The following is a 12,625-nucleotide window of genomic DNA, read 5'->3' on the forward strand; positions in this document are numbered from 1 at the left end:
GGACAAACTACTAGGGGTCTTTAATAGTTGGACAAGCCACATCAACCCAGTTAATTCCCCTATTTTAGCAAGACTGAATATTGCGCCAGAAAACTGGTTAACGCTTACGACCCAATTTACCAAAGTATTTCATGGTGCAGTGGGTCGGCCTAAAAAGCTTTATAACTATTGTGCGAACTTAGAATTAAAGCGTCGAGCTAATTATCACCAATGTGAAAAGTTACTGGCTTAACATTTAGAGCACCTAGCTACCCCCTTTAATAAGCCTTAATAACGTAAAAACCTTAACACGGTGGGTTAGCTGTGTCTTTTTGGCACTGTTTAGGTCAAATCCCCTATGCTTTGCAGTGCAAAGCCCATATTATCCATTCGACTTTGTGAACTAAGCGGTATCTCAGAGGTGTTTTTTTAATGGCTGGAAATAATTTAAAATGGGTGTAATTTAAAATGGGTGTCACTGTTCGTTCACTTATTTTAGAACAGGTTTTGGGGGATTAGATAATGGGAGTGAATAGGTATTTAGTTAACATCGTTCTAGGAAGTTCATTGCTATCGGGGTGTGCTCCGCAAGATCACAGTTTGCATTTGGAAACACTGTCGAACATAAACTCTGAAACTCATTATTATTTACACCGTCAACTTAGAAACATTGGAACTGAAAGTTACATCGCTACTGGAAAAATAGATAAAGGCTTTATTAATTGCTTGGAAAATGTGGTTGATGAAAGGAATGCCTGTGGTACAGATAAGGAGTACTTTTTAGTTCTACATAGTTCCAGTATATATTACTACAGCATTCGAACTATTAAGGATAAAATAGTAAGGATATCACCAATGAGAAAAGCTGATGTTGGTTTTAAAGGTGGTGGTGCAATGTACAGAGCTTCTTGTGATTTGAAGTTACTGCTTCAAACATCTAGTGAGTAGTTTAGGTGATTTCGGCTAGCTCAAAACGCTAGCCTATGCCTTTGGCAATGCGTTGGGGAATAGTATTGTTGGGAAATTAAGTCAGCCTAAGCAGCAAAACCCAGCTGAGCAGCAGCGTGCTCAAGAACAACAAAATATCAGAAAACAAGGTGCAACAGCATTTGAGCCAGATATCGGTAAATTCTCACCAATTACAGATCCTGATGCCTCTAGATAAAGCAAAACCAAAAATACATGACACCCATCAATATCTCATTGAAAAACCACAATAGTGGGTCTAATTTTTATTAATCACTTCATTTTTTGGTGGCTACTTTTTGCAAAAAAAAAGGGGCACAAGCATACCTGCAGGCCTGTGGTAATGCATGTTTAATAACAAAAAAGCCGAGTGAAAACACTCGGCTTTTTAATGTCAGTCTGTGCGATTAACCACGAATTTTAGCGATTAATTCAGCAACGACAGTGTCGATATCAAATAACTCTGCAGTCTGGCCATCACGGCTCTTATATTCGACCTGATTGTTATCAAGATTACGCTCGCCAATGACTAACGTATGCGGAATACCAACTAACTCCATGTCATTGAACATCACACCTGGGCGCTCTTTGCGATCGTCAAATAATACGTCGATGCCTGCAGCGGTCAATTCTTGATAAATGCGCTCAGCAATGTCTGGAATACGATGAGATTTGTGCATGTTCATTGGCACAATAGCAAGCTGGAATGGCGCAATACTCTGTGGCCATACAATACCGTTGCTATCGTTATGTTGCTCAATGGTCGCTGCGACAATACGCGATACACCAATACCATAACAACCCATAGTCATAATTTGGTTTTTACCTTCTTCGTTTAGCACTCCGGCTTTCATTGCTTCTGAGTACTTAGTGCCTAACTGGAAGATATGACCCACTTCAATGCCACGTTTGATTGACAAAGTCCCTTGACCACATGGGCTAAGATCACCCTCGACCACGTTACGTAAGTCGGCGACTTCATACTGAGTCACATCGCGGTCAAAGTTAATCCCTGAGTAGTGCTCACCATCTTTATTGGCACCTGCGACAAAGTCAGCCAAAATGCTGGCTGAACGGTCAACGATCACAGGAATTGATAATCCAACCGGTCCTAATGAACCCGGTGCGGCACCTAGTTGTGCAATGATGTCTTCATCTTTTGCAAATTCAAGCGGGCTATCACAAAGCGCGTGTTTTTCAGCTTTAAGTTCGTTTAATTCATGATCGCCACGCACAACAAGTGCCACTAAACCACGCTGACCGTCTTCATTGGGTGTACCGTACACAATCAATGTTTTGACGCAGCGGTGTGGTTTTACACCATGTTTCTTTTTCAGTTCATCAATTGTTTTTGCTTCTGGTGTTGCAAAAGTATTGAGATCTTTACTTGGCTCTGGACGCGCCTCAGTAGGCATCACAGCTTCAGCTTTTTCGATATTTGCAGCGTAATCGCTGCCGGAACTAAATGCGATTGCATCTTCGCCCGATTCCGCCAATACGTGGAATTCGTGAGAGACACTGCCACCAATTGAACCTGTGTCGGCAATAACAGGGCGGTACTCTAAACCAATTCGCTCGAAGATATTGCAATATGCTTGGTGCATAACACGATAAGTCGCATCTAAACACGCATCACTTAAATGGAAAGAGTAAGCGTCTTTCATGGTAAATTCGCGCGCGCGCATCACACCAAAACGTGGACGTACTTCATCACGTACTTTTGTTTGAACTTGGAATAAATTTAGAGGTAATTGTTTGTAACTACTGATTTCTTTACGAACAAACTCAGTGATCACTTCTTCATGGGTTGGACCTAAAGCAAACTCACGATTGTGGCGATCTTTGATGCGTAGTAGCTCAGGTCCAAATTGCTCCCAGCGCCCCGATTCAACCCATAAGTCAGCAGGTTGGATCACTGGCATCAGCATTTCAATGGCGCCGGCTTTTTCCATTTCATCACGCACAATGGCTTCTACTTTACGTAATACGCGTAAGCCTGATGGTAGCCACGTATATAAACCTGACGCTAAACGACGGATCATACCCGCACGTAACATAAGTTGATGGCTGACTATTTCAGCATCGGAAGGAGTTTCTTTTAAAGTGGCGAGTATATATTGGCTAGTACGCATTGTTATTCCGTATTGTTATTGCTGGACAATGTTTAATTTAATGGCGCTAGTGTAGCAGCGCTTTTAGTTGCAAAAAAGCTTAACTATCGCTTTGCTTGCTAATTTCTATCACAGTGTTGAGATTGCCTTCAATTTCCCATTTGATATTGAAGCAATGCAAGCTCATACCGTATTGCTGCATACCTTGTTTGCTTTTTTTATAAGCAGGGCGCGGATCTTGTTTAAGGACACTGGTAATAAATCCTTGCAGCTCAGGAAAGTCATGTTGATGCTGACAAAACGCGAGTGCTTGTTGACTGAATTCGACGTTTAACTCAGTTTCAGGGCGATCGTCGGCAAAGCCACCTTGCGCATCTGGCAGGCTATCTGAATAAGGTAAATAGGGCTTAATATCGACAATAGGTGTGCCATCGAGTAAATCGATGCCTGATAGTAGCAATACTAATTGACCGTTTTTATATTCAATCCCTTCGAGTTTAACCGCACTCATGCCAATGGCATTGGGACGAAAAGTCGCACGTGTTGCAAACACACCTTTTTTTTCATTGCCGCCTAGGCGGGGCGGGCGCACAAGCGGTGACCAGCCTTTATCAGCAGTTTCGTGAAAACGAAATAACAGCCAAACATGGCTAAATTCATCCAACCCGCGGACAAATTCTTCGCGATTGAAATTAGGCGCAAAAATGAGTTTGGCCTGTGCTTGTGGGATTAAGCGCGGTTGACGAGGAATGGCAAATTTTTGTTTGTAGGGAGATTGGATATAACCAATCGGTTCAATCTGATACTGCGTCATTGCTCGGCCTTGCGTTGAAATAAGCCGAGCATTTTAAACCGTGCATTTAACAAAGGCTATCTTTTTACAATGGGTTGCTGCAAATCACCCCAGTTCTTGTAACAAGGACTCTGCTTGAATAGAAATTTCTTTCATTTTAATCGCATAGGCTTCAAGGCGCTTTTCTTCGTCGGTTTTGGCAACAAAAGAAGGCACTTCTACCGGATAACCGGCTTGATCGGTGGCAACAAAGTTAATAATACAGTGGTTTGTTTCGTTCATGCTTTGTGTTTTAGGATCACCGCATTTCACACTGATAAAAATCTGCATACTGGTTTTGCCTGTATGGGCTATTTTAGCGGACACCTCAACAATTTGACCCACTAATATTGGGCGATGAAAGCGAATGGTGCCCGTTGAAATGGTGACGCAGTAATGACCACTCCAACCCGCTGCACAGGCATAACCGGCTTGGTCAATCCACTTCATAACCACGCCACCGTGAACCTTACCACCAAAATTAACATCGGTTGGTTCGGCTAAAAATCGAAATACCATCGAAGACTGTTTCATATACATTGCTCATTATTGGTTTTGTCCGCTCAAACTAACACAGAAAGCGAAAAATGATGTGACATTGATTAGTTAGAGTATTGAACACATTACTAAAAAAGTAAAAAGGGGCGTTCGCCCCCTGCAATTTAGGATTCTTTTAGTATGAAGGTGTCTTCACACCTTTACCTTACATATTCGGGTAGTTTGGTCCACCAGCTCCTTCTGGGGTGACCCAAGTAATATTTTGACTAGGATCTTTGATATCACAGGTTTTACAGTGAATGCAGTTTTGACTGTTTATCACAAACTCAGATTGACCTTCGACTTCTTGAATTTCGTACACGCCAGCTGGGCAGTAGCGCTGTGCTGGTTCATCAAACTGGGCTAAGTTAACACTTAGTGGGATCTCGGCATTAGCAAGTTGCAAGTGACAAGGTTGTGACTCTTCGTGATTGGTATTAGATAAAAACACTGATGATAATTTATCGAAACTGATCACACCATCTGGTTTTGGGTAGCTAATGGATCTGGCTTGCTCTTTATTGAGTAATGTATCGTGATCGGCCACATTATCTTTAAAATTGAAAGGCAGTTTTCCAGCAAAAATGTTTTGATCAAGAGTGTTGTAAGCCCCACCAACAAATTTACCTAACTTATGCATTACCGGGCCAAAATTACGTGAGCTGTGGAGCTCTTCAAATAACCAAGATGATTTAAAAGCAGCAGTAAACTCAATTAAATCAGTATTCGCTTGGTTGTTTTTAAGTGCGTTCAATACGGTATCTGCGGCGATGATCCCAGATTTCATTGCGGTGTGATTGCCTTTAATTTTGGCAAAGTTCAGCGTACCAGCATCACAGCCGATTAACAGCCCACCAGGAAAGTGCATTTTAGGCAGCGAGTTTAAACCACCTTTGGCAATAGCACGCGCGCCATAAGCGATACGCTTACCGTTTTGTAGTACTGATTTAAATACTGGGTGATGTTTCATTCGTTGGAATTCATCAAACGGGCTTAAGTAAGGATTGCTGTAATTTAAATCAACAATCAGGCCGACGACCACTTGATTATCCTCAGCATGGTACATAAACGCACCGCCATTGGTGTCGTTATCTAAAGGCCAGCCTGTCCCATGGACCACTTTTCCTTCTTGATGTTGCTCGCTTGGCACTTGCCAAATTTCTTTAAAGCCTAAGCCGTAGTGCTGAGGAGATTGCCCTGCATCAAGTTTGAATTGATTGATTAATTGTTTGCCTAAGTGACCGCGACAGCCTTCAGCAAATAAGGTGTATTTTGCGCGCAGCTCCATACCAGGCATGTAACCGTCTTTTTCTTTGCCGTCTTTATCTAGCCCCATATCGCCGGTAATGATGCCTTTGAGCACGTTGTCTTCAATAATTAACGAATGCGCAGAAAAGCCTGGAAAAATTTCAACCCCTAAAGCTTCAGCTTGTTCTGCCAGCCAGCGACACACATTACCCATAGAGACAATGTAATTCCCCTTATTGTGGAAAGTCTTTGGAATCGCATAGTTGGGAATACGGGTGGCTTTGTGATCGTTATTAAACCAATAAATGTCATCTTCAGAGACAGACGTAGTAATTGGCGCATTGAGAGATTGCCAATCAGGCAGGAGTTCGTCGAGTGCCCGAGTTTCAAATACCGCTCCTGATAAAATATGGGCGCCGACTTCAGAGCCTTTTTCGACCACACAAATCATTAACTCTTGTTGTTGCTCTTTTGCTTGTTGGGCTAATCGGATAGCCGCACTTAGCCCAGCTGGGCCAGCGCCTACTATGACGACATCAAACTCCATGGTTTCGCGCTCAACCATAACTACCTCTTATTATTCTGTGACGGTGACGTAAATAACTATGAACAGCTATTAATGTGTAAATATAGCAGTAAGACTATTTTAGGTTGACGTTTACGTCAACAGGAAGTACGCTAATCCCATAAAAAATGTTAATAACTTTATAACTGATTGTTGATTTAGCCTATTGTAACAGTCAGTAACGGAGCGAATATGAAAATTCTCGTGCCAATCAAGCGAGTCATCGATTACAACGTCAAAGCAAGAGTCAAAGCCGATAAGTCAGACATCGATTTAGCCAATGTTAAAATGGCCATGAACCCTTTTTGTGAAATTGCAGTAGAAGAAGCAATTCGAATTAAAGAAGCAGGTAACGCGACAGAAGTCGTGGTTGTGTCAATTGGAGATAAAGCATGTCATGAGCAATTGCGCACTGCGCTGGCTCTGGGGGCTGATCGCGCTATTCATATCGATACTGATCAAAAGCTCGACTCGCTGCATATCGCTAAGTTGCTCAATAAACTGGTTGAGCAAGAAAATCCAGAATTAGTTATTTTGGGTAAACAGTCTATTGATTCAGATAATAACCAAACAGGTCAAATGCTGGCCGCATTAAGCAAACGCCCTCAAGGGACATTTGCTTCTGAGGTTGTAATCAGCGAGGGCAAAGTAAATGTTACTCGTGAAGTCGACGGCGGATTACAAACCGTGTCATTAAGCCTGCCTGCAATTGTCACCACAGATTTACGCTTAAACGAACCTCGTTATGCTTCATTACCGAACATTATGAAAGCTAAGCGTAAGCCACTTGAAACGGTCGCAGCAGACAGCTTTGGTGTTGATTTAAGCCCACGTTTTGAGTTGCTACAAGTTGAAGAGCCCGCTCAGCGTCAAGGGGGAGTAATCGTTGACGATGTGGCTCAGTTAGTTGAAAAATTAAAAAATGAGGCGAAGGTAATCTCATGAAATCATTAGTGATCGCAGAGCATGAAAATGCCATTTTAAAACCTGAAACGTCTAAAACCATTCATGCGGCTTTAAAAGTCGGCCACAGTGTTGATGTACTTGTTGTCGGCGACGGTGTGCCAGCTTTAGCTCAGCAAGTGGCCGCCATTGCCGGGGTAAACCGTGTACTTTTAGCTGATAATAGCGTGTATGCGCATCAATTAGCAGAAAATACGGCTGATTTAGTCGTGTCACTTGCCAGTGACTATAGCCACATATTTGCAGCTGCGACGACAACAGGTAAAAATACGTTGCCACGTGTTGCAGCTTTACTTGATAAAAGCCAGCTCTCTGAAATTATTGATGTGGTTGATGCAGATACATTCAAACGCCCAATTTATGCAGGTAATGGCATTGCAACGGTTAAATCATTGGAAGACGTAAAAGTGATTTCAGTGCGTGCCAGTGCTTTTGAATTGCAAGGCGAGCAGGCCCCTTGTGAAGTACAGACAATCGATGCAGCCATCGAATCGAGTAACAGCGCGTTTGTCTCAATTAGCCAAACCGAATCGGTTCGTCCTGAGCTTACTGCTGCACCTGTGATTATCTCAGGCGGTCGTGGCATGCAAAATGGTGAAAACTTTGCACTGCTAGAAGGCATTGCTGATAAACTCGGAGCTGCCATTGGGGCATCACGTGCCGCAGTTGACGCTGGTTTTGTGCCTAACGACATGCAAGTAGGTCAAACAGGTAAAATAGTGGCGCCGGATTTATATATTGCGGTTGGGATCAGTGGGGCAATTCAGCATTTAGCTGGGATGAAAGATTCAAAAGTGATTGTTGCAATCAATAAAGATCCTGACGCACCTATTTTCCAAGTGGCTGATTACGGGTTAGTTGCCGATTTATTTGAAGTGCTGCCAGCGCTCGAACAAGCGTTATAAAAATAATAACAATTTCTGGTTGTAAAGCCGCGTTTCAGTAATGATCGCGGCTTTTTTTATCCCAATAGTCCACCGCATAGCTGCAGATAAAAAATTCAACACACCCTATATTTTGTTTACTGCTGATAGGTTTTTATTCTTCGGTATAAATACGGCATAATCCCACTTTGTTATACATATAAAAATACAAGCAACAAATAGTCACCTCACAGCTTATAGGCACACAAAAAGGTTTAATTATGAAGAACCAGGCGCGATTGAATCTAAATACCATGGTGTTCAAAAATGGTCATTAATCCACATCTACCACTGGTGTACCATCATGATTACTCCTTTGATTTTGATGTGGCGCATCGCTTTGTGATGAGTAAATTTGCAGATTTATACCAGAATTTGCTTCATAGCGGCCATATACAGCAAAACCTATTTACGCCAGAGCGGGCAACCCTTGCTTGTCTTGAGGCGGTTCATTGCCCGCAATATCTCCATGATTTAACCCACAACTTACTTGATGCCAAAGCGCAGCGGCGCATTGGGTTACCTTGGTCAGCAGAACTCATGGCTCGCACGTTTACCGAAGCGCAAGGTACTTTGCACACCGCCCAATTGGCCCTTAAACATGGGGTAGCTTGTCATTTAGCGGGTGGGACGCACCATGCACATAGTGATTTTGGTTCTGGGTACTGCATGGTTAACGACTTAGCCTATACCGCCACCGCTTTGATAGAGCAAAAGTTAGCGACGAATGTGCTGATATTCGATCTCGATGTCCATCAAGGGGATGGTACCGCAGCTATTTTGCAGCACAATCCGTATGTGTTTACCTGCTCAATTCATTGCGAAAAGAATTTCCCATTTCGAAAAATCAGCAGTGACTGTGATATTGGCTTGCCCATTGGCCTGCAGGATCGCCAATATATCGAAATAGTCGCAAGCACCTTAACGAGTTTAATTCGCGATTTAAACCCAAGCATTGTGCTTTACGATGCCGGAGTCGATATTTGGCAACATGATAGCTTAGGTAAGCTGGACATCTCTTGGCAGGGGATTGAGCAACGGGATCGAACCGTACTTACTCTTTGCCAGCAGTTTGGCGTGCCTGTTGCGACTGTGATCGGCGGCGGTTATGACAAAGATCATGCACGTTTAGCAGAGCGTCACAGTATCGTGATTAAACAAGCTGCAATAATATAATGATGAATTATTGCAGCGAAGTGGCGGTGCGTTAAAGGTTATTCCGTATCTGCGTCTGATTTTTTTTCTGTGCGTAAACGGTTACGATAATTACCTCTGGCATAAGCTTGTAGATCGGTCACAGTATCACTCTCATCGATGATTTCACGACCAATTAACGTCTCTATGGCATCTTCTAATGAAACAATCCCTGATGTCTGTCCATATTGATCTTCAACTAAAAATAAGTGCATGTTGTTTTTGATAAACATGTCGAGCAACTTTTGTACGGGCACCTTTTCTGATACACGCATTAGCGGATCGAGGTATTCTTTAATTGGGGTCTCGCCAAGCCCTGAGCGTTCAGCCTCGAATAAATGTGTACGCAAGACTTTTCCTTTAATATCATCGATACTCTCGCCATAAACAGGAATACGCGAAAACTGACGGGTTTTATCTAAATTCAAGGCTTCAGTAATGGTGAGATCTTGATGAAGCATATGTACCACGGTTCTCGGGGTGAGAATGTGCTCGGTTTTAATGTCTCTAAGTGATAGTAAGTTAGAAATATATTCATTTTCTTGTGAAAACAAAGTGCCGCCTTTGTGACTCAAAGAAGCTAGGGCAATAATCTCTTCACGGGTCACTTCGTTGCCTTTATTTTGACTAAATAACCGAGTAATTCCCGTTGCAAGCCAAACCAAAGGGTAAACCAGTTTAATTAACCAAGAGATGATATAAGACGCAGGTGTCGCTAATGTACGCCAAAAAGTCGCACCTAATGTTTTAGGGATAATCTCAGAAAAATATAAAATCACGAGGGTAAGTAATACCGCAATGAGGGTTTCCCATTGTTCGCCAAAAATACGAATGGCTTGGGCACCAACGCCGGCTGCGCCCATGGTATGGGCGAACGTATTGAGGATCAGAATGCTCGATAATGACTCATCTAAATTATCTCTTACTTTGCTGATCACTTTACCCGAGCGTGGGTTGGACGCTGAAACTTGTTCGACGTAGCTCGGTGTAATGGAAAGTAAGACCGCTTCTAAAATTGAGCATAAGAATGAGATGCCAATTGCGATTGATAAATATAAAAACAACAGTGTCATGTAATGCGCCGTTAAAGGTAATTTACTGATGTCATTACAACATAGTCAACACGCTTAATCTAATGCTTTAGCAAGGAATAAATGGGGGGCTGTTTGTATTATGAGCACATACTCTGCAACGAATTAAAATGGTAATGAAATGGGAGAGGATACAGAGTCGTGTCATGTCAAATTTGGATAATAGATCATCTTTTTTTGAGATAGAATGCAAATTATTGTGTTTATTTCAGTATTTTAACACCTGTTGTCACTATATACTCTTAATCGCAAGCGTGATGATCCATCACATACCAGCAAGTAAGCTTATTAATGGAATTAACTATGTATCTGATTGTTAAACATACCCATCTGACCCTCATTGCTTTGACCTTTATCTTTTTTCTGATCAACTTTGCGCTGACATTAAAAGGCTCTGACAAAGTAAATAACAAAATCCTCAAGATAGGGCCTCATATTTTATATACGCTGTTTGTATGTACCTTTATTTATTTAGTGATGGTAAACCCTTTAAATTTATACCCAATTACAAATGGTTGGGCGAGCTCAAAACTGGCAGGCTTCGTTTTTTATGTGTTATCGATTACGTTGGCATTAAAATGGGCCAAAAAAACAATTTGGCGGATTGTCGGCTTTGTCAGTGCGGTGTTTTGGTTAGCTATGACTGGGCGTTTAGCGTTTGCTCATCATTTAAAAGTAAAAGGTGCTAATGAGCACACAACCAGCTTAATTGAATATGGTCAAACGGTACTCAGTGCCATTTGTTAATACAATTAGCTGTAACTGAAAACAGTTATGATTAAGATGACAAATAAAGATTAATAGCGCGCGTAGGAATATGCGCGCTTTTTTGTTGTAACGCCCTTATGTTTTGCAAAATGGGAGTCGATGTAAGAGCCAAGACAATTAACCTTTCCTCAAAATTACCAGAGCAGTCGGGTTTGATACTCATTGAGCAGTGACTAACTTTATTTCAATAAAATAGGCTGCAACCAGCTTTCGCCTATGCCTAAGCATGGCTTGCTCGACTTCCTGTCGCGCATTATTCATCAAATGGATTTTTTCAGGTTTGATTTAAGGGAAAATTTATTGGCATCGGTGTTCTTTCTTTATATAGCGACAGAGTCTGTTTGTGATTCGTACAATCAATGATTTCTAAACAGAAGTTACTCAATTCCTCACTAATTTTGGTACCGACTTTGTATTATTTATAATATAAGCTATTGAAAATTAACAGTGTATTTATATTTTTTTAAGTATTTTTCTATGTATGCGTGTATATACAGTGTTGGTGAGTTTCTCGTATAGTCAAGAAAACGAGCGATTGGGTCGTTTTCATCCCAAAGCAATTTCAGCTTTAAAGGCAGAAAACTTTTTGTATCAATATGTTATCCAATATGATAAAAATTCCTAAAGTAGAAACTCGAGACGGTTCACGGCAGAAAAACGACCCAATCGCTCGATATTAAATTGTTCTGATGGAATTGGAAACCCTAGATATTATAGCGTACACAGGATTTTTTACTGTATATTTAATCAGTATAAAATGGCTTGTTTTAAGTGCTATAAAATCTAACAAAGAAACTTGACGGGACTATACTTTATTTCAATCCCTAAAGCTTAGCACTAATGCTGTTGAAACCAGCGGGGTTTACAAACAGACATTAGTGCTAAGCTTTAGGATATGAAGTCTCGCTCAAGTGCCATTTTCCTTCGAGTTTTCCAATCTACGCAGCCAAAACGACTAAAGTCTGGCTGCCACAGAACAAGTCAATGAAATACGACTCCGCAAGTTTTTCATTTTCTTTTGCAAACAACGCAAAGAAACTGCCAAACTTGCTGCACGTATTATTGAAGCGTTATGTTGCAAAGCAAGTATGGAGTAAATGGCATTTATTTAGTGCCTTAAAATCGATATGGAATTGATTGGAACAATATTTGGATTTTGGCTTTTTATCTTCAGCAAAATGTACCGTGAGGCATGGATTCACGAGTATCAAAAATCTAACGTTATTTTCAAATTTCTTCAAATACTCTCTGCTGTTGTTTCAACAATCATAGGTTTGTTGGTGCCAATTTATATTATATCTTTGATCTTGTGGTGGTAGTGTTGCAACATAACAAGCTAATAAACAAGGACAAAAAACAGTTTGCTGTTTTCGTACCTCAACATTTTAGCAATCAATTTTTTGCCTGTTATTAGGGCGTTAAGTGCCTCATCAGGCTTGGTCACAAAC

General features: G+C 41.4%; 11 protein-coding genes and 1 pseudogene. 7 read left to right on the forward strand and 5 right to left on the reverse strand.

What is annotated here, in order from left to right:
- Window positions 1-52: 52 nt before the first annotated feature.
- The 3 genes and pseudogenes from PULV_RS10850 to PULV_RS10860 all read left to right on the forward strand — a co-directional run.
- Window positions 53-232, forward strand: a pseudogene (locus PULV_RS10850) (transposase); the annotation flags it as partial.
- A gap of 347 nt (window positions 233-579) precedes the next feature.
- Window positions 580-927 carry a hypothetical protein gene (locus tag PULV_RS10855; RefSeq protein WP_193331706.1) on the forward strand — a complete coding sequence of 116 codons (348 nt, stop codon included), beginning with the start codon at window positions 580-582 and terminating at the stop codon, window positions 925-927.
- Between the two features lie 52 nt (window positions 928-979).
- Window positions 980-1,144 carry a hypothetical protein gene (locus PULV_RS10860; RefSeq protein WP_193331707.1) on the forward strand — a complete coding sequence of 55 codons (165 nt, stop codon included), beginning with the start codon at window positions 980-982 and terminating at the stop codon, window positions 1,142-1,144.
- 208 nt (window positions 1,145-1,352) lie between these two features.
- Here PULV_RS10860 and PULV_RS10865 read toward each other — a convergent pair whose 3' ends face one another.
- The 4 genes from PULV_RS10865 to PULV_RS10880 form a co-directional block, all read right to left on the reverse strand.
- Window positions 1,353-3,077, reverse strand: a complete 1,725-nt coding sequence (locus PULV_RS10865; protein WP_193331708.1) for a proline--tRNA ligase — start codon at window positions 3,075-3,077, stop codon at window positions 1,353-1,355.
- A 79-nt stretch (window positions 3,078-3,156) separates the two neighbouring features.
- On the reverse strand, window positions 3,157-3,870 hold the full coding sequence (gene tsaA, locus PULV_RS10870; protein ID WP_193331709.1) for a tRNA (N6-threonylcarbamoyladenosine(37)-N6)-methyltransferase TrmO: 714 nt from the start codon (window positions 3,868-3,870) through the stop codon (window positions 3,157-3,159).
- 84 nt (window positions 3,871-3,954) lie between these two features.
- Window positions 3,955-4,422 (reverse strand): acyl-CoA thioesterase, encoded by a 468-nt coding sequence (locus tag PULV_RS10875; protein ID WP_086744996.1) that lies wholly within the window; start codon window positions 4,420-4,422, stop codon window positions 3,955-3,957.
- 169 nt (window positions 4,423-4,591) lie between these two features.
- Window positions 4,592-6,238 (reverse strand): electron transfer flavoprotein-ubiquinone oxidoreductase, encoded by a 1,647-nt coding sequence (locus tag PULV_RS10880; RefSeq protein ID WP_193331710.1) that lies wholly within the window; start codon window positions 6,236-6,238, stop codon window positions 4,592-4,594.
- A gap of 192 nt (window positions 6,239-6,430) precedes the next feature.
- Between PULV_RS10880 and PULV_RS10885 the strand changes: the two genes are divergently transcribed.
- From PULV_RS10885 to PULV_RS10895, 3 genes are all read left to right on the forward strand, one after another.
- The gene (locus tag PULV_RS10885) at window positions 6,431-7,183 is read left to right on the forward strand and encodes an electron transfer flavoprotein subunit beta/FixA family protein (RefSeq protein WP_086744998.1); all 753 of its coding nucleotides are present in this window, start codon (window positions 6,431-6,433) and stop codon (window positions 7,181-7,183) included.
- A complete protein-coding gene (locus tag PULV_RS10890) occupies window positions 7,180-8,106 on the forward strand; it encodes an electron transfer flavoprotein subunit alpha/FixB family protein (protein ID WP_193331711.1) in 927 nt (308 codons plus the stop codon). The genes PULV_RS10885 and PULV_RS10890 overlap by 4 nt, the downstream gene beginning before the upstream one ends.
- 285 nt (window positions 8,107-8,391) lie before the next feature.
- A complete protein-coding gene (locus PULV_RS10895; protein WP_193331712.1) occupies window positions 8,392-9,300 on the forward strand; it encodes a histone deacetylase family protein in 909 nt (302 codons plus the stop codon).
- A 38-nt stretch (window positions 9,301-9,338) separates the two neighbouring features.
- On the opposite strand, the gene PULV_RS10900 is transcribed toward PULV_RS10895, so the two are convergent.
- A complete protein-coding gene (locus tag PULV_RS10900) occupies window positions 9,339-10,391 on the reverse strand; it encodes a CNNM domain-containing protein (protein ID WP_193331713.1) in 1,053 nt (350 codons plus the stop codon).
- A gap of 321 nt (window positions 10,392-10,712) precedes the next feature.
- Here PULV_RS10900 and PULV_RS10905 point away from each other — a divergent pair, with 321 nt between their 5' ends.
- Window positions 10,713-11,156, forward strand: coding sequence for a SirB2 family protein (locus tag PULV_RS10905; RefSeq protein WP_193331714.1), 444 nt, complete (start codon window positions 10,713-10,715; stop codon window positions 11,154-11,156).
- The last annotated feature ends 1,469 nt before the right edge of the window (window positions 11,157-12,625 follow it).

It is taken from the genome of Pseudoalteromonas ulvae UL12, from assembly GCF_014925405.1.
Lineage (GTDB): Bacteria > Pseudomonadota > Gammaproteobacteria > Enterobacterales > Alteromonadaceae > Pseudoalteromonas > Pseudoalteromonas ulvae.